The following is a 16,735-nucleotide window of genomic DNA, read 5'->3' on the forward strand; positions in this document are numbered from 1 at the left end:
TCCCGACACGTCCGTCACGAGATGAGGGGTACACGGATGGTGGACCACAACCTATTGCGCAGGATTCCCAAGATGGACGTGGTGTTGGGGCAGGAGTGCATCGCCCAGCTCCTTACGGAGGCCTCCCCGGAGCAGGTCAAGGCCTTCGTACGTGACGAGCTCGAGGGTCTGCGCAGGCGAGTGCTCGCAGGTGAGGTCACCTCCGTGTCCGAGCCCGACGACCTCTGCGAGGTCATCGCCCGTGACTTCAAGCGCAGGGGACCCTATCACCTGCGTCGCGTCATCAACGCCACCGGCATCGTGCTGCACACCAACCTCGGTCGCGCTCCCCTCGGCCGCGAGGTGGCCGAGCACGTGGCGGATGTCGCCTCGGGCTACTCAAACCTCGAGTACGACCTCGACGCCGGCGAGCGCGGCTCGCGCTACGCCCACCTCGAGCGCCTCATCTGCGAGCTCACAGGTGCCGAGGATGCGATGGTCGTCAACAACAACGCCGGTGGCGTCTTCCTCATGCTCGACACCCTCTGCAAGGGGGAGGGCGTGGCCGTCTCCAGGGGCGAGCTCGTGGAGATCGGCGGCTCCTTCCGCGTGCCCGACATCATGGCTCGCAGTGGCGCCCGTCTCGTGGAGGTGGGCACCACCAACAAGACGCACCCGACGGACTACGAGCGCGCGATGGCCGAGCAGGGCGTCACCACCCTGCTCAAGGTTCACACCTCGAACTTCGTGATGCGTGGCTTCACCGAGAGCGTCTCCGTGACCGAGCTCGCGGACCTGGCACGGCCCTCCGGCGCCCTCGTCCTCTACGACGTGGGGTCCACCTTCCTCTTCCCGGGCGAGGCCTTCGGCATCCCGGGCGCCCAGACGGTGCGCGGCGCCCTCTCCGAGGGGGCCGACCTGGTGAGCTTCTCGGGCGACAAGCTGTTGGGCTCTGCCCAGGGCGGCCTCATCGTCGGCCGCCGCGCGCTCATCGAGAGGATCAAGAAAAACCCCCTCACGCGCATGCTCAGGATCGACAAGCTCTCGCTGGCCGCGCTTGAGATGACGCTGCAGCTGAGCCGCAGCGAGCGCAGCGCCAAGGAGCAGGTGCCCACCCTCAGGATGCTCGCGATGACGCGCGAGGACTGTCACCGGCGGGCGCGCGCCCTCGCCGAGGCGCTTGAGACGGGGGTCCCTACCGCCGAGGTAGAGGAGGTCGAGCTCGAGGACGAGGCGGGTGGCGGGTCGCTCCCGGGCGTGGAGCTGCCCGGGGCTGGTGTGGCCGTGAGCCTCCCGGGCCTCTCCGCCCGCGAGCTCGAGCTGCGTCTGCGCGGGAGCGCCACGCCCATCATCGTACGCGTGAAGGATGGGCGCGTGTGCCTGTCGGCGCGCACCCTCCTTTCGGGCGACGTGGAGGAGGTCATCCCCGTGCTCGCCGACATCGCCCAGGGGGTGGAGCGGCCATGAAGCACGTCATCATCGGCACGGCGGGCCACGTGGACCACGGCAAGACCTGGCTCACGAAGGCGCTGACGGGCACCAACACCGACAGGCTCAAGGAGGAGCAGGAGCGGGGCATCACCATCGACATCGGCTTTGCCCAGCTCATGCTCCCCAACAACCAGAGCGCAAGCATCATCGACGTGCCGGGGCACGAGGGACTCGTGCGCAACATGATCGTGGGCGCCACGGGCATGGACCTTGTGCTCCTCGTGGTGGCCGCCGACGAGGGCTTCATGCCCCAGACGCAGGAACACCTGGAGATCCTGCAGCTCCTTGGCGTGGAGACGGGCATCGTCGTGCTCACGAAGTGCGACGCCGTGGACGGGGAGTGGCTCGAGGTCGTGGAGGCCGACGTTCGCGACCATGTCGAGGGGACCTTCCTTGAGGGGGCGCCCATCGCCCGCGTCTCCGCGCTCACGGGGGAAGGCATCGATGACCTCAGGCAGCTCATCGCCCAGATGGTGGAGCACGCCGTCCCCAAAAACACGGAGCGCGCCTACCGCCTGCCCATCGACCGGAGCTTCTCGAAGAAGGGCTTCGGTACGGTCGTGACGGGCACGCTCGTGGATGGCACGCTGCGGGTTGGCGACAAGCTCGAGGTCTATCCCACCCATGTGATGACGCGCGTGCGCGACCTGCAGAACCACAACGAGTCCGCCCGAGAGATGTATGCGGGGATGCGCGTCGCGGCAAACCTCACGGGGGTCGAGCGTGCCGACGTGCGTCGCGGACGCATCATCGCACAGCCTGGCACCGTTGAGGTCACCAGGCGTGTCACCGTCCAGCTGCAGCTTACGAGCGATGCCCCCTTCTCGGTCAAGAACTCCTCGTCCCTGCACTTCTTCACGGGCACGCAGGAGGTCGTGGGCAGGGTGCGCCTGCTGGAGACGGACGAGATGCAACCGGGTGAGACGGGCTTTGCCCAGCTCTCGTTCGACGAGGACGTCTCGGCTCGCAACCATGACCGCTTCATCGTGCGCTTCTTCTCGCCCATGGTGACCGTGGGAGGCGGCAGCATCCTGGACATGGCCTCCGGGAGGCTGAAGCGCAACAACGAGGATGTCATCGCACGCCTGCGCTCCCTTGCGGGAAGCGCCACGCAGCGGGTCGAACAGCGGGTGATCGACGCCCGTCTCGCGCCCCTGCCACGGCAGGCGCTGTCGGTGATGGAGAACCTCTCTGCGGCCGAGACCGACCAGGTCCTTTCGCCCCTGCTCGACGAGGGCCGCATCCTTGCGGTGGGAGAGGGGCTCATCTCGGCCGTCTGGTTCGATCGCCTGAGGGACAACGTGCTCGACGTCCTGCGTGGCTACCATGCCGCCCACACCCTCGAGAGGGGCATCCGCCTGGGCGAGCTGCGCGAGCGTGCGTTCTCGAGCTGTCCCGAATCCGCGGATGCCCTCATCGCCCGGTTCAGGGACGAGGGCCTCATCGAGATGGGCGGTGGCTGCGTGTGGCTGGCGGGCTTCGCGCCGAGCTTCAGTGCGGAGCAGAGCAGGCTCTACGAGCGTGTGAAGGCGGCCTTTGACGAGACGGGGTACGAGGCGCGGGGCAACGACGAGGTCAGGGTCGCGCTGGGCGTTGACGCGCAGCCCTTTGCCGAGGTGTTCGCCCGGTTGCTGGCCGATGGGGCCATCGTTGCCGTGACGAGCGACTCCTCGGTGGGTGGCGATGCCTATCGCCGGGCGCTCCAGACGTTCCGCTCGATGTTCGAGTCCGATGATCGGGTCACCATCGCCCAGTTCAGGGATCGCCTGGGCATCTCGCGCAAGTTCGCGCAGCTGCTCTTGGACTCCTTCGACAAGGCGCGCATCTCCAAGCTCGTGGGGGACGCCCGCGTCCTGTTGGGCTCATAGGTGCTAGCGTGTCATAGGCTGCCTGCGGGCAGCATAACGAGAGGAGAATGGTATGGCACAGAAGATTTCGGTTGACGCGATGGGGAAGGAGTGCCCGATTCCCGTCGTCATGACCCTCAAGGCCATGAAGGGGCTCACCGAGGCCACGACGGTCGAGACGATGGTCGACAACAGGACGGCGGTGGGGAACCTGCAGCGCCTCGCCGAGGAGAAGGGCTGCACCTGCTCGGTCGAGGGGGACGATGGCGCCTTCACCGTGAGCATCGAGGTGCCCGAGGGCGGCATCAGCGAGGGCGACGACCAGGCCTTCGTGGCCTCCTGCACCCCCCAACGCAAGAACGTCGTGGTGCAGATCGCCTCCGACACCATGGGCATCGGCGCCGATGACCTGGGCAAGCAGCTGCTCAAGGGCTTCATCTACGCCCTCGCCCAGCTCGATGATCCTCCCGCGACCGTCCTGCTGTACAACGGCGGCGCTCACGTCTCCTGCGAGGGCTCCGACTCCCTCGAGGACCTCAAGGCCCTCGAGGATCGTGGTACCGAGATCCTCACCTGCGGCACCTGCCTCGACCACTACGGCATCGCGGACAAGCTCAAGGTGGGTGGCGTGACCAACATGTACACCATCACCGAGAAGCTCGCCCAGGCGAGCCTCATCATCCGCCCCTAGGCGGCCGCCGCATGGCGATACGGAGAAGGCCCCAGCTGGTGATCTCGTTCGCGACCACGACGGCCGCCATGGCCGCCGAGGCGTACTTCAAGGAGCAGGGGCTGCCGGGGCGGATCATCCCGCTTCCCCGCGAGGTGTCCGCAGGCTGTGGCCTCTCCTGGAAGGCCGACCTCGCCGACGAGGCCACGCTCACCGAGGCGCTCGACGTTGCGGGCATCGCCTTCTCCGGCGTGCACCACGTCACCATCTAGCTCGCCCATGGTGCCGGCTGCCTGCGGTCTTTGCAGGCAGCCGGCACGTCCCTCGTGCCATCGGGCGCGCTGGTGCTCTCACCCAACCTGAAAGGTGGATCCCATGATCTATCTCGACAACGCCGCGACCACGATGCGCAAGCCCGATTGCGTGGTTGAGGCCGTGACCAGGGCGCTCACCACCATGGGAAATGCTTCGCGCGGGTCGCACGGCGAGGCCCTCGCCGCCTCGCGGGTTGACTTTGCCTGCCGCCAGCAGCTTGCGCGCCTGTTCGGCTGTCCCCGTCCCGACCACGTGGCCTTCGCCCCCAACTCCACCGAGGCCCTCAACGTGGCGCTCATGGGCACGCTGAGGCCGGGCGATCACGTGATCACCACGGTGACGGAGCACAACTCGGTCCTGAGGCCCCTCTACCGCCTGCAGGCGGAGCGCGCGGTCGAGCTCTCCTTTGTGGGCGTCGACGAGTTGGGGCGGGTGCGGCTGGAGGAGTTCGAGCGGCTCGTGCGTCCCAACACGCGCGCCATCGTGTGCAATCACGCCTCCAACGTGACGGGTAACCTGCTCGACCTCGCACCCGTGGGCCGGGTGGCCCGCGAGCACGGACTCCTCCTCATCGTCGACGCCTCCCAGACGGCCGGCGTCATCCCCATCGACATGGATGCCATCGGCATCGACATCCTCTGCTTCACGGGCCACAAGGGGCTCATGGGCCCCCAGGGCACCGGTGGCCTCTGCGTGAGGGAGGGCGTGGAGATCGAACCCCTCAAGGTGGGTGGCACGGGCGTGCAGTCCTACTCCAAGATCCAGCCCAGGGAGTATCCCACCCGCCTGGAGGCCGGCACCCTCAACAGCCATGGGTTGGCGGGCCTCTCGGCAGCCCTGGACTACCTCGAGGAGGTGGGGCCCGACACCATCGCGCGCCACGAGCGCGCCCTTGCGGAGTCGTTCTATGAGGGCGTGCGCGCCATCGAGGGCGTCCGGGTGTACGGGGACATCGTGCTGCCCGACCATGGGCCGCGCTGTGCCGTGGTGGCCCTCAACGTGGGCGACTACGAGTCCGGCGAGGTCTCGGACGCCCTGGCCCAGGACTATGACATCGCCACGCGCCCCGGCGCACACTGCGCCCCCCTCATGCACGAGGCCCTCGGTACCGTGGAGCAGGGCATCGTGCGCTTCAGCTTCTCCTGGTTCAACTCCTCCGACGAGGTCGAGGCGGCCGTGCAGGCGGTCGCGGAGATCGCGGGATAGGCCCGCAGGCGGAGGCGCCCTACGTCAGGATGCCGGGCGCCGGTCCAGCCCCAGGATGAGCACGACCGCATCCAGGACTCGCTCCGTGAGGCTCTGGATGCGCTGGTCGGTTGGCTCTGTCCCCATCAGGCCCGTGAGGACATCATGGTAGTAGCTCACCGTGATGTCGTTCATGAGCTCGATGCGCTCCTGGCTGATGCCCAGATCGCTCGCGCAGGGCTCGAGCACGCTCAGGTTGCGCTCATGGAGGTTCCCCAAGAGGACCATTGAGAGGACGGCTCCGCTGAGGTGGTCGAGCTGGTTGGGATAGATGGAGTAGTAGCGCTTGACCACCTCGTCCAACATCGAGCTGCTGGCCCCGAAGAAGAGGCTGTTGAAGATCTCAGGCTTGCGGAAGGTGAAGAGGCAGAACTGGCGCCAGCTCCAGAGGTAGGTCTCGAGGGGCGTGTCATGGGGGATGTCGTTGTCAACCAGCGACCGGCAGTAGCTCTCGAGATATCCCACGAGCGAGAGCTGCACGAGCTCGTCCAGGTTCTGGAAATAGAGGTAGAGCGTGGCGCTGCTATAGCCGGTGCCATTGGAGATCTTCCGTATGGAGACGTTGGCGATGCCGTCTTGGTCTATGGCCTTGCGCGTCGCGCTGATGAACGACGCAATGATGGCGCGACGCTCCTCTTCGGTGTAGCTTGTTCTGCCCATGATTCGTCTGCCTGTACGTTTCTCGGGATGTCCGGTCGTAGGTTCAAGGTACTTCGCTAGCTTCTTATGTCGTCATGTATGTTAATTGTAATCGTTATAGAAAAATATAATGCAACCGGGGCTCATGACCTCTCCGTTTCGACCATCCACACACTTTGATGCCACGAACTGCCGGCCACTCTATATCATAAGCATGTTTGTGGTCCGTGAGAGCGCGATTGGGCGCCCACCGCTCTGGTGGCGCGTGAGCAAGAGGGAGCTGGCCTATGACTACGACCCCAACGATGTCCTCACACCAGACTCCGGACGTCGTCACCTGCTGGACGCGTCAGGTGCCCCAGGTGGTGGAGGAGATCGAGAGGACGGGCCGCTATGTGGTGCGCGAGGAGTACGTGCGTGCCAAGAACGACACCATATCCGACTATTACCTGGGGCTATATCGGTGGTACACCCACGGGTGCCGGCGCCTCGTCGACATTCCCGCCGACGCGGACCTCCCCATCTGGCTGGCGCTCACCCCATCGGGACGTCTGGGCATGGTGGAGGGAACCGTGTCCCTTACGCTTGCGGTGCCACGCGACCACCTCTTCGTCCTGGACTATGACAAGTGGGGCTATCGTGTGAACGACTGGTACGTGCCGTTGGACGAAGCCGACGAGCAGCGCCACAACGAGGAGCTCGCCCGCGTGGGCGTCACCAACGAGTCGCTGCTCTTCACCAGCGACAAGGGCAACTTCTATCCTGCGCTCAAGCGGAAGATCGAGGCAAGCTGGCAGCGGGTGTTCTCCTCCGCGAACGAGGACATGGAAAAGAACGTGGGAACGATCTGGGAGATACGGAAGGAGTGGGTCATCGATGTCGAGCGATGGCATGGGTAGCGAGGCGCATGGCGCCTCTGCCACGAAGGCTGACACCATACGCCTCTGGACCGCCCAGGCGCAGGTCGTGCTTGACACGCTCGAGCGCGAGGGCGTCTATCGCGTGAAGATGCGCTTCGTGGACCAGAAGTTCGGCGACACGGCGTGGATCTTCAGGAAGGCGTACCAGTTCTACGTGCATGGCGCAGAGCGACTCGTGCCGCGTCCCGAGGGCAGCGAGTCGGCTATCTGGTGCTACCGCAACGCGCGTTGGGCGACGATGGACGAAAACTGCACGCTCCTGCAGCTTGAGGTCCCACGTGACCAGGTGGTGCTCTTCGACCTCAGGAGCTGGAACCGGATCCTCAACCTTCAGTACATCCCCCTGGACGGCGAGGACGAGCACCGCTGGCGGCATGAGCTCAAGGAGCAGGGCATCACCAACATGAACAAGGTGTTCCAGACGCCCATGTACCCGTTCCTCAGGCGCAAGGTCGAATCCAGCTGGGAGCGCCTCTTCACGTCCGCGCAGCACTGTGAGGACGAGTACCTCCAGGCGGGGCTGTGGGAGCTTCGCCCCGAGTGGATCGTGCTCAGGGTGGGCTTTGGGGGAGACTTCACCCCCTATGCCCAGGGGCATGGAGCATAGGTGCGAAGCGCGTGGAGGGGCTGGTTCTCAGGTGGTGCCACAACGATGGCAGCATATCGGACGAGCTGTGTCTATACTTATCCATATCCAGTTGATTGACGGCCCTGCATGGCCTGGGCCCCCATAACCGTCGGCGGAAGGGTATAGGCATCCATGGATTTCAAGCAGCTCCAGTCCTTCGTGACGGTCATCCGGTACGGGAGCTTTACGAAGGCGGCGGAAAGCCTCTCCATCTCGCAACCCACCATCTCCACCCATGTCCGTGCCCTTGAGGAGGAGCTGGGAACCCCCTTGGTGCTTCGGACGGCCAAGCATGTGGAGCTTACCCCCCAGGGCAATCGCGTGTTCGAGCAGGCCGTCACGATGCTCGCCATGCGCGACCGCATGCTCGAGGTCATGCAGAGCCGCGAGCGCAATGCCATCTATCTGGGCACCTCCTCCATTCCCTCGGCATACATCCTGCCGGAGGCGCTGCCGGAGTACGCGCGCCTGCACCCAGAGATCCGCTTCCTGATATACCAGCATGACAGCCAGGACATCGTCAGTGGGCTGACCGAGGGCGTGTACGACGTGGGCCTCACGGGCATGCCAGCGGACGAGCCATCGCTCGAATGCGTCGCCTTCTGCAAGGATCACATGGTCATCGTCACCCCTCCCGACGAGCGCTTCTCAGCGTCGCAGGGCGCCCCGATGGAAGTCGCCCAGAGGCTTCTGACCACGGAACACATGGTCATTCGCAATGAGGGGAGCGGCAGCCGCGCAACCATGGACAGCATCCTCGACGGCATGGGCATCACAGACGAGGCGCTCGACATCGTGGCGCGCGTGAACGACCAGGAGACCATCAAGAACCTGGTCGAGAGCGGCTTTGGCATCACCGTGGTATCGTCGCGCGCCGTGCGCGACCGTGTGGCCGCAGGGCGGCTCCTCCAGTTCGAGATTCCGTGTCCCGCCGCGGAGCGCATGCTCTATCTGGCCTATCGCAAGAACTCGCTCTTTGACGAGCACGCCCAGGACTTCGTGACCTTCCTGCGTCTCCACTATGCCAGCGAGGGCTGAGGGGCCGTGGGGCGTCCCGTGCGCCTCTCGCCAGGTCTTATGGGTCCATCACCCAGAACGTCGTGCCCAGCGTATCGAAGGCCACCTGCACGTGACGTGCGGCAAAGAACGCCTTGATCCTCTCCTTTGCCCCTGAGAGGTCCTCGGGGCCAGCCTCGAGGGAGAAGGTCTGCCCACCACAGGCATCATGCAGGTGCACGGTAACGGCAGGAAACGTTCCCGCCAGGGACTTCTTGAGATCGATGACGTCGTCGAGGGGAATGACTCTACGCATGACCCTCCTTCTCGTGGGTTGGGATGTGGGGGTTCTACCCGTTCGCGATGCCTGCTAAGCTGGTGACGGATCCGATGCCACCGTCCCCGTCCGTCCCGTGCGCGTCTGGGTGCGCGTTTGGGCCCCAAGTGCGTGCTGCCTCGACTCGTCCTGTGGCGTCCGTACCGCTCATGCCCTTGTCTAGGGTGCCATTGACCGGTTTTTTGGTTTGTGAGGCGCGGAATCCTGGTGCTCAGGGCGAAGACACCGCGCACTTCGGGCCTTATCGCTCCCATGGGGTGGCCTTTGCGCGGGCGCGGGTGGGTTCTGGCAGATGAGTCATGGTCCTGTCATGGTTCTCATGGGGCGGCTCACGCGCTTTCGTCAGCGGCCTTGCCGTGTACGCTAGGGGGTGCTTGGAACAGGACGATGGGAGGCATGTGGGCGCGTGCGAGGAGATGAGGGCGACCTGTCACGTGGCGCGCTTGGGATGCCCATCGTCAACCTCCGTCCCGTTGGCCTGGGACCCCTTGCGGGGTCCTGAGCGCTGGGTGGCCCCTGCAGGCGCTGGACCTCTTTGGCGGCGAGATCGAAGCGCACATCATCAGGAGGCAGTGCCCGGTGGGAGAGCTCAGGGCACCTGTTCGCCGAATATGTCGGTACGAGCGGGGGTGGCCAGGAGGGGCACGTGACGCACCGGGTCGTGTGCAAGCTGTGAGCGCTTGACTTGAGCTGGGCGGATGCTACAGTAGTCACATAGCAGGATCGTAGTCGTAGGAAGTGGGGCAGAACGCTTGCCCCGCTTCCTTTTGTATGAAGCGCGTGTTGGAGGGACTGTGGCACCAGAATCGCTCGTGAGAGAGCTGCTCGGCGTCCTCGAGAAGAGAGCGCCCGAGCATGGCGTGGACATCGTCGACCTCGAGGTCGTGGGATCCAGGAGGGCGCCGGTCGTGCGCGTGCGCATCGACCATGCCGACGAGGATGCCCCCACGATCACGCTGGACGAGATCTCGGCCGAGACCAGCTGGATCTCGGACGCCATCGACGAGGTGGATCCCATCGAGGGGCCCTTCACGCTCGAGGTCTCCTCTCCCGGCATGGCTCGCCCGCTGCGCAAGGAGCGCGACTTCGCGCGCTTTGCCGGCCAGACCGTGAGCCTCACCACCACGGCCACCGAGGGGCGGCGCCGCTTTACGGGCATGCTCGGAGGGATGCGCGACGGCAGCGTCATCCTCACGGTGGATGGTGACGAGGTCGCCATCCCCTTTGCCGAGGTGAGGTCCTGCAAGATCAAGCCGAGCTTCGAATAGCCCGCACGGCATGTCGCACAGAGAGCGGGGTCGCAGGTCGGCCCCAGGGAAAGGAACACATATGGCATCAGAGATGATGGAAGCGCTCATGGCGCTCTGCGAAGAGAAGCACATCGACCAGCTCGAGCTCATCGATCGCCTCGAGGCCTCGCTCGCCGAGAGCTATGCCAAGGTGCTCAAGCTTCCCTTTGGCGCGCGCGTCACCATCGACCGCGCCACGGGCAAGGTCTACGTCTACGAGCTCGAGCCCGATGACGACTCCATGGACGAGGAGGGCAACTACACCCACTTCTTCGAGAAGGACGTGACACCTCGGGACACGAGCCGCATCGCCGCCCAGCACGCCAAGAACGTCATCAGCGAGATGGTGCGCAACTCAGCCCGCGAGCAGATCTTCGAGGAGTTCTCCGAGCGCATCGGAGACATCATCACCGGCACCGTGCTGCAGACCACGCCCGACTTCGCCATCATCAAGATCCGTGAGGGCGTGGAGGCCGAGCTGCCCTACTTCGACCTCAACCGCTTCCCCAACGAGCGCAACGAGCGCCCCCAGGGTGAGCGCTACATGCACAACCAGCGCATTCGCGCCATCATCATCGACGTGCGCGACCCCAACAGCAAGGAGCAGCCCGTCTCGGGCTCGCGTCAGCGCCCCACGATCGTGGTGTCGCGCACGCATCCCGACCTCATCCGCAGGCTCTTCGAGCTCGAGGTCCCGGAGGTCTACGGGGGCGTCGTGGAGATTCGCTCCATCGCCCGCGAGCCGGGCGTCCGCTCCAAGGTGGCCGTCTCCTCCATTGACGATCGCCTGGACCCCGTGGGCGCCTGCGTGGGACCCAAGGGCAGCCGCGTGCGCACCGTGGTCTCCGAGCTGCGTGGCGAGCGTGTGGACGTCGTCCTGTGGAGCGACGACCTCGCCACGTGCGTCGCCAATGCCCTCTCCCCGGCGAGGGTGAGTCGCGTCATCGTGAGCGACGAGGACAATCATGCCACGGTCATCGTACCGGACGACCAGCTCTCCCTGGCCATCGGCAAGGAGGGCCAGAACGCCCGCCTGGCCGCCCGTCTCACGGGCATGCACATCGACATCAAGAACGAGACCCTCGCGGCCGACATCCTGCGTGAGATGCCCCAGGAGGTCGTCGAGGAGGGCGAGGAGGGCGAGCAGCGCTGTGAGTACGTGGGGCCCACGGGCATCCAGTGCCGCAACATGGCACGCCCCGGCTCTCGCTTCTGCGGCATCCACGAGAAGCTTGCACAGATGGGAGACGCCCCCGTCTCCAGCGACCCCGACTCTCTGATCTAGAGCTTCGACTGAGCGTATCCGCAGAGAAGCTAGGGAAAGGCAAAACCACATGGCAAAGACCCGTGTACATGACCTCGCCAAGGAATATGGCATGACGAGCAAGGAGATGCTCGCGCACCTCTCCGACATGATGATCCCGGCCAAGTCGGCATCATCCACCCTCGAGGATGCCTACGTCTCCATCGTGCGCAAGAAGCTCAAGCCCATCCTCGAGGCGCGCGCCGCAGAGATCGAGGCCCAGAAGAAGGCGGCCGAGGAGGCCAGACGCGCCGAGGAGGAGGCCGCCCGCAAGAAGGCCGAGGCCGAGCGCCTGGAGGCCGAGCGTCGCCGCGAGGCCGAGCGTGCCGAGGAGGAGCGCCGCCGCCTGGAGGCCGAGCGCGTCCGCAGGGAGGCCGAGGCCAAGCGCGCCGAGGAGGAGCGCCTGCGCAAGGGGGAAGAGGAGCGTAACCGCGTGCATGACAACGCGCCGACCTCCGCCCCCTCGTTCTCGAGCCTCCTCGATCAGATCGCCCAGCAGGAGAAGGTCCTCAAGGAGCAGGCTGCTGAGAAGTCGGCCAAGAAGAGGGAGCGGCCTGCGCGCGAGGGCAGGGGCAGACGTCGCGGCAGGTCGGACAACTACCGCTCCCATGGTTCCGGCGAGGCCATCCCCACCCCCCCGTCCGATGGCGACGGCGAGGGTCGCGGTCGCGGTCGCAAGGGGGGCAAGCGCGGCAAGGGCGAGGATCGCTACAGCCGTATGGCCCGTGAGGCCGAGGAGTACACGCGCGAGCAGCGTCATGTCTTCGAGGAGGCCCGCGAGGCCGTCGAGGAGGCGTCGCGCGAGTCCACCGGCAGGCGTAGGAAGCGCAAGGAGCGCCGCCAGAGGCAGCAGGAGGAGGCCCGCGAGGAGGAGCGCATCCAAGAGGCCCTCAAGAACGACCAGGACCTCTCGCAGCTCGACACGGCGAAGGTTCCCCAGGGTGCCACGGTCGCCGATCTCGCCAAGCTGTTGGGCGTGCCCGCCAACGACATCATCAAGCGGCTGTTCCTGCTGGGCACCCCGCTCACCGTCACGGAGTCCATGTCCGACGAGCTCATCGAGCTCGTGGCCGATGACCTCGGCGCGAACGTCAAGATCATGAGCAAGGAGGAGGAGAACTCCTTCACCTTCTACGATGACCCGGCCGACCTCAAGCCCCGCCCACCCGTGGTTACCGTCATGGGCCACGTCGACCACGGCAAGACGTCGCTTCTGGATGCCATCCGCCACACCGGCGTGGCGGAGGGCGAGGCCGGTGGCATCACGCAGGCCATCGGCGCCTCCCAGGTCCAGATCAACGGCCGCACCATCACGTTCATTGACACCCCCGGCCATGAGACCTTCACGGCCATGCGCGCCCGCGGCGCCAGGGTGACCGACATCGTCATCCTGATCGTGGCGGCGGATGACGGCGTGATGCCCCAGACCATCGAGTCCATCAACCATGCCAAGGCCGCCGACGTGCCCATCATCGTGGCCGTCAACAAGATCGACAAGCCCGGCGCGGACCCCACCCGCGTGCGCCAGGAGCTCACCGGACACGGCGTCATCCCCGAGGAGTGGGGCGGACAGAACATGTTCGTCGATATCTCAGCCAAGAAGCATCAGAACATCGATGCCCTGCTCGAGGCCGTCCTGCTCGAGGCCGACGTGCTCGAGCTCAAGGCCAACCCCGACACCTTCGCCTCGGGCAACGTCCTCGAGGCCAAGCTCGACCGGGGTCGTGGCTCCGTGGCGACGCTGCTCGTGAACCGCGGCACGCTACACGTGGGCGATGCCATCGTGGCCGGCATGTGCTTTGGCAAGGTCCGTGCCATGGTCGACCCACACGGTGCCAGCGTGAGCGAGGCCAAGCCCTCCGACCCCGTCGAGGTGCTGGGCCTCTCGAGCGTCCCCATGGCGGGCGACGAGTTCCGCGTGTTCCAGGACGAGCGCGACGCCCGCTCGCTCGCCGACGAGCGAGCCCTCAAGGCCCGCATCGAGGAGCAGAACAAGGTCAGGCACGTCACGCTCGAGAACCTCTTCTCCACGATGGCGGATGCCGACGTCAAGGAGCTCAACCTCATCATCAAGGCCGACGTCCAGGGCTCCATCGAGGCCCTCAAGGACTCGCTGGACAAGATGGACCAGAGCGAGGTGCGCATCAACACCATCCACTCCGCCGTGGGCGCCATCACCGAGACCGACGTCACCCTCGCCGATGCCTCCAACGCCATCATCATCGGCTTCGGCGTGCGTCCCGAGGCCAAGGCCCGTGCCGCAGCCGAGCGCCAGGGCGTGGAGATCCGCACCTACAGCGTCATCTACAAGGCCATCGAGGACATCGACGCCGCCCGCATCGGCATGCTCAAGCCCACCGAGGAGGAGCACCAGACGGCCACCGTGGAGGTGCGCAACACCTTCAAGGTGCCCAAGGTGGGCATCGCCGCCGGCTGCATGGTGCAGGATGGCGAGGTCTCCCGTGACGACCTCTGCCGCCTCGTGCGCGACGGCATCGTGGTCTTCGAGGGCAGGCTCGCCTCCCTCAGGCGCTACAAGGACGATGTCAAGAGCGTCAAGGCCGGCTTCGAATGCGGCATCGGCCTCGAGAGCTTCCAGGACATCCACGTGGGTGACGTCATCGAGACCTACCGCATCGAAGAGGTAGCCCGTACGGAGTAGCCATGAAACAGAACAGGAACTCGCGCAGGGTCAACCAGATCGCCCGCGAGAAGCTCGCCAGCATCCTCCTCCTTGAGGTGTCAGACCCCGACCTCGCGCTCGTGACGCTCACGGGCGTGGAGGTCTCGGTCGACAAGAGCGTGCTCAAGGCGTACGTCAGCTGCGACCACGACCGCTACGAGCCCGTCAGGCAGGCGCTCGAGCGAGCCCGGGGCCGCGTCCGCAGCCTGTTGGGCCATGCCTTGGGGTGGCGCGTGACGCCCGAGCTCATCTTCGAGATCGACACGACGGCGGACGAGGCGGAGCGCATCGCCCGTGCGCTCGAGCATGCCCCCGCCACGCTGGCGGTGGAGAAGGACGAGGCGGGCTACCCCATCACCACCCATAGGGACGAGCCTGTGCCCTCGGGTGAGGCGGACGGGAACCCGAAGGGGGATGAGCAGCCCGTATGACACTTCGCGTCACCCCGCGGCAGACGAAGGTGCTCGGACGCATGGCCGCCCTCATCGAGGACAGCCCGACCATCGCCATCTGCGCACACACCTCGCCCGATGGCGATGCCATAGGGTCGGGGCTTGCGCTTGCGATGATCATCCGCGCGCACTGCCCCCACTCCCAGGTGACCAACCTCCTGGCCGATGATGCGCCGGTGCCGCGCATCTACCGCTTCCTGCCGGGCGCGGACGGCTTCGTGCGCGCCCGGGACTACCACGAGGACCCCGACCTCTTCATCAGTGTGGACCTCTCCAGGGACAGCCGCCTGAACGAGGCGGAGGTCGTCCTCGGGCGCTCCGCCCACCACGCCATCATCGACCATCATCCCTGCACATCGCATACGGGGGATGTCGCCCTCATCCGTCCGGATGCCGCCGCCGCAGGCGTCCTGGTGACGGAGTTCGCGCAGCAACTGGGCGTGACGCTCACCCCCGCCATGGCGCAGTGCCTCTTCTGTGCCATCACGACGGATACGGGGCGCTTCCAGTACCAGAACGCCGACCCCGAGGCCTTTCAGGTGGCATCGCTCCTGGTGGACGCCGGTGCCCGCCCGTCCGAGGTGTCGCTCAACGTGTATCAGAGCTTCTCCCTGTCCTACCTGCACCTCGAGGCCGCTGTCATGGCGCGCATCACGACGTTCGCCCAGGGTCGCATCGCCTACAGCTATGCCACGGAGGAGGACTTCGAGCGCACGAACGCCCAGCTGGACGAGTGCGACGGCCTCATTGACGTCGTGCGGAGCGTTGCCGGGGGCGAGGTGGCGCTCTTCCTCAAGGAGGTGCCGGGCGGCCATGTGCGCGGCAACCTCCGCTCCAAGAACGACCTCGACGTCTCGCTCGTTGCCGCCGAGCTGGGCGGTGGCGGTCACAAGGCCGCCGCGGGCTTCACCTTCGACGGCGAGTTGGGGGAGGCCCTCTCGGCCGTGCTGCCGCTACTGCGCTCGCTCTTCGATGACGAGGGGCCCTCCCGTGCCACGAAGGTCGAGGCATAGGGTGCGCAGAGGTCCCGCGAAGATCAACCGCATCATTGCGCTCGACAAGCCCCTGGGCATGACCAGCCACGACGTCGTGGCACGCGTGCGCCGTGCCGTGGGAGAGCGCCGCGTGGGCCATGCGGGCACGCTCGACCCCGCTGCCACGGGCGTGCTTGTGGTGGGCATCGGTCAGGCCACGCGCCTCCTGGGCAGGCTGGCGCTCGACCGCAAGGGGTATGACGCCCGCATCCTCTTTGGGTCGGAGACTGCGACGGAGGATGCCGAAGGGGAGGTCACGCATACGGCGCCCGTCCCAGACGAGCTGCGCGACGAGGCGTGCGCCCGCTCGGCGCTCGACCGCATGGTGGGACCCCAGAGCCAGGTGCCTCCCGCATACTCGGCCATCTCCGTCAGGGGCAGGCGCGCCTACGAGGTGGCGCGCAGCGGCGGACACGTCGACCTCGCGCCTCGCGGCATCGAGGTCTTCGAGGCGACGCTTCTGGGCATTGACGGGTCGCAGGGTGTCGCGTGGGACGTCCACTTCGAGGTCTCGAAGGGCACCTACGTGCGGAGCCTCGCGCGTGACCTCGGGCGCGCCGTGGGCAGCGCCGCACATCTCGCTGGCCTGAGGAGGACGAGCGCGGGTGTGGTGGCGCTCTCGCAGTGCGGGGCGCTCCCCGCCCTCGAGACGGGCGGCCTGTCGGCGCTCGATGCGTGTACGGTCGACCCCATCAGCGTCCTGGGGGCGTTGCGCCGTGACGTCACGGAGGCGGAGGCGCGCCTGGCATCATGCGGCCAGGCGCTTGCGGCGTCGTCCGACGCCGCCTCGGGCGCGACATGCGCCCTCGTTCATGGGGGGCTGCTGGTCGGCCTGGCCGAGATAAGGGACGGCAGGCTGCGCCCACGGCTCAACTTCCCCCAGGGCATCGAAGGGGTTCGGTAGACC

At 66.3% G+C, this 16,735-nt stretch carries 16 protein-coding genes; 14 read left to right on the forward strand and 2 right to left on the reverse strand.

Annotated features, from left to right (window positions below; genetic code table 11):
* Positions 1-36: 36 nt before the first annotated feature.
* From selA to HMPREF1316_RS08585, 5 genes are all read left to right on the forward strand, one after another.
* Complete coding sequence (gene selA / locus HMPREF1316_RS08565) at positions 37-1,446, forward strand: L-seryl-tRNA(Sec) selenium transferase (protein WP_021726628.1); 1,410 nt, start codon at positions 37-39, stop codon at positions 1,444-1,446.
* Positions 1,443-3,338, forward strand: coding sequence for a selenocysteine-specific translation elongation factor (selB, locus tag HMPREF1316_RS08570; protein WP_021726631.1), 1,896 nt, complete (start codon positions 1,443-1,445; stop codon positions 3,336-3,338). Before selA ends, selB begins: the two co-directional genes overlap by 4 nt.
* 52 nt (positions 3,339-3,390) lie before the next feature.
* Positions 3,391-4,008: a sulfurtransferase-like selenium metabolism protein YedF gene (yedF, locus tag HMPREF1316_RS08575; protein ID WP_021726616.1), complete on the forward strand. Its 618-nt coding sequence runs from the start codon at positions 3,391-3,393 to the stop codon at positions 4,006-4,008.
* Between the two features lie 11 nt (positions 4,009-4,019).
* Positions 4,020-4,259, forward strand: coding sequence for a DUF3343 domain-containing protein (locus HMPREF1316_RS08580; protein WP_021726553.1), 240 nt, complete (start codon positions 4,020-4,022; stop codon positions 4,257-4,259).
* Between the two features lie 103 nt (positions 4,260-4,362).
* A complete protein-coding gene (locus HMPREF1316_RS08585) occupies positions 4,363-5,508 on the forward strand; it encodes an aminotransferase class V-fold PLP-dependent enzyme (protein ID WP_021726558.1) in 1,146 nt (381 codons plus the stop codon).
* A 24-nt stretch (positions 5,509-5,532) separates the two neighbouring features.
* Here the strand turns inward: HMPREF1316_RS08585 and HMPREF1316_RS08590 are convergent, their stop codons facing one another.
* Complete coding sequence (locus HMPREF1316_RS08590; protein WP_021726598.1) at positions 5,533-6,207, reverse strand: TetR/AcrR family transcriptional regulator; 675 nt, start codon at positions 6,205-6,207, stop codon at positions 5,533-5,535.
* A 266-nt stretch (positions 6,208-6,473) separates the two neighbouring features.
* On the opposite strand from HMPREF1316_RS08590, the gene HMPREF1316_RS08595 reads away from it, so the two are divergent.
* The 3 genes from HMPREF1316_RS08595 (at position 6,474) to HMPREF1316_RS08605 (ending at position 8,772) form a co-directional block, all read left to right on the forward strand.
* Entirely contained in the window at positions 6,474-7,085 is a 612-nt protein-coding gene (locus tag HMPREF1316_RS08595; protein ID WP_021726622.1) for a DUF3841 domain-containing protein, read from the forward strand.
* Entirely contained in the window at positions 7,063-7,713 is a 651-nt protein-coding gene (locus HMPREF1316_RS08600) for a DUF3841 domain-containing protein (RefSeq protein ID WP_021726633.1), read from the forward strand. The genes HMPREF1316_RS08595 and HMPREF1316_RS08600 overlap by 23 nt, the downstream gene beginning before the upstream one ends.
* 153 nt (positions 7,714-7,866) lie before the next feature.
* Complete coding sequence (locus HMPREF1316_RS08605) at positions 7,867-8,772, forward strand: selenium metabolism-associated LysR family transcriptional regulator (RefSeq protein WP_021726567.1); 906 nt, start codon at positions 7,867-7,869, stop codon at positions 8,770-8,772.
* Between the two features lie 37 nt (positions 8,773-8,809).
* On the opposite strand, the gene HMPREF1316_RS08610 is transcribed toward HMPREF1316_RS08605, so the two are convergent.
* Positions 8,810-9,046 (reverse strand): RDAC family protein, encoded by a 237-nt coding sequence (locus HMPREF1316_RS08610; protein WP_021726556.1) that lies wholly within the window; start codon positions 9,044-9,046, stop codon positions 8,810-8,812.
* 815 nt (positions 9,047-9,861) lie between these two features.
* Between HMPREF1316_RS08610 and HMPREF1316_RS08615 the strand changes: the two genes are divergently transcribed.
* The 6 genes from HMPREF1316_RS08615 (at position 9,862) to truB (ending at position 16,732) form a co-directional block, all read left to right on the forward strand.
* Complete coding sequence (locus HMPREF1316_RS08615; protein ID WP_021726617.1) at positions 9,862-10,335, forward strand: ribosome maturation factor RimP; 474 nt, start codon at positions 9,862-9,864, stop codon at positions 10,333-10,335.
* Positions 10,336-10,396: 61 nt separating this feature from the next.
* The gene (gene nusA, locus HMPREF1316_RS08620) at positions 10,397-11,641 is read left to right on the forward strand and encodes a transcription termination factor NusA (protein WP_021726626.1); all 1,245 of its coding nucleotides are present in this window, start codon (positions 10,397-10,399) and stop codon (positions 11,639-11,641) included.
* Positions 11,642-11,690: 49 nt separating this feature from the next.
* Positions 11,691-14,321, forward strand: coding sequence for a translation initiation factor IF-2 (infB, locus tag HMPREF1316_RS08625; RefSeq protein ID WP_021726582.1), 2,631 nt, complete (start codon positions 11,691-11,693; stop codon positions 14,319-14,321).
* A 2-nt stretch (positions 14,322-14,323) separates the two neighbouring features.
* Positions 14,324-14,773, forward strand: coding sequence for a 30S ribosome-binding factor RbfA (gene rbfA, locus HMPREF1316_RS08630; protein WP_021726584.1), 450 nt, complete (start codon positions 14,324-14,326; stop codon positions 14,771-14,773).
* Complete coding sequence (locus HMPREF1316_RS08635; protein ID WP_021726577.1) at positions 14,770-15,807, forward strand: DHH family phosphoesterase; 1,038 nt, start codon at positions 14,770-14,772, stop codon at positions 15,805-15,807. Before rbfA ends, HMPREF1316_RS08635 begins: the two co-directional genes overlap by 4 nt.
* A complete protein-coding gene (truB, locus tag HMPREF1316_RS08640; protein WP_232204492.1) occupies positions 15,785-16,732 on the forward strand; it encodes a tRNA pseudouridine(55) synthase TruB in 948 nt (315 codons plus the stop codon). Before HMPREF1316_RS08635 ends, truB begins: the two co-directional genes overlap by 23 nt.
* The last annotated feature ends 3 nt before the right edge of the window (positions 16,733-16,735 follow it).

This window comes from Olsenella profusa F0195, from assembly GCF_000468755.1.
Classification (GTDB): domain Bacteria; phylum Actinomycetota; class Coriobacteriia; order Coriobacteriales; family Atopobiaceae; genus Olsenella_F; species Olsenella_F profusa.

Bases quoted from the DNA above. Each gene is read 5' to 3' on its own strand.
- nusA (WP_021726626.1), top strand. From the start codon at position 10,397: ATGGCATCAGAGATGATGGAAGCGCTCATGGCGCTCTGCGAAGAGAAG.
- selB (WP_021726631.1), top strand. From the start codon at position 1,443: ATGAAGCACGTCATCATCGGCACGGCGGGCCACGTGGACCACGGCAAG.
- infB (WP_021726582.1), top strand. From the start codon at position 11,691: ATGGCAAAGACCCGTGTACATGACCTCGCCAAGGAATATGGCATGACG.
- HMPREF1316_RS08595 (WP_021726622.1), top strand. From the start codon at position 6,474: ATGACTACGACCCCAACGATGTCCTCACACCAGACTCCGGACGTCGTC.
- yedF (WP_021726616.1), top strand. From the start codon at position 3,391: ATGGCACAGAAGATTTCGGTTGACGCGATGGGGAAGGAGTGCCCGATT.
- HMPREF1316_RS08605 (WP_021726567.1), top strand. From the start codon at position 7,867: ATGGATTTCAAGCAGCTCCAGTCCTTCGTGACGGTCATCCGGTACGGG.
- selA (WP_021726628.1), top strand. From the start codon at position 37: ATGGTGGACCACAACCTATTGCGCAGGATTCCCAAGATGGACGTGGTG.
- HMPREF1316_RS08585 (WP_021726558.1), top strand. From the start codon at position 4,363: ATGATCTATCTCGACAACGCCGCGACCACGATGCGCAAGCCCGATTGC.
- HMPREF1316_RS08610 (WP_021726556.1), bottom strand. From the start codon at position 9,046: ATGCGTAGAGTCATTCCCCTCGACGACGTCATCGATCTCAAGAAGTCC.
- HMPREF1316_RS08635 (WP_021726577.1), top strand. From the start codon at position 14,770: ATGACACTTCGCGTCACCCCGCGGCAGACGAAGGTGCTCGGACGCATG.
- HMPREF1316_RS08580 (WP_021726553.1), top strand. From the start codon at position 4,020: ATGGCGATACGGAGAAGGCCCCAGCTGGTGATCTCGTTCGCGACCACG.
- rbfA (WP_021726584.1), top strand. From the start codon at position 14,324: ATGAAACAGAACAGGAACTCGCGCAGGGTCAACCAGATCGCCCGCGAG.
- HMPREF1316_RS08590 (WP_021726598.1), bottom strand. From the start codon at position 6,207: ATGGGCAGAACAAGCTACACCGAAGAGGAGCGTCGCGCCATCATTGCG.
- HMPREF1316_RS08600 (WP_021726633.1), top strand. From the start codon at position 7,063: ATGTCGAGCGATGGCATGGGTAGCGAGGCGCATGGCGCCTCTGCCACG.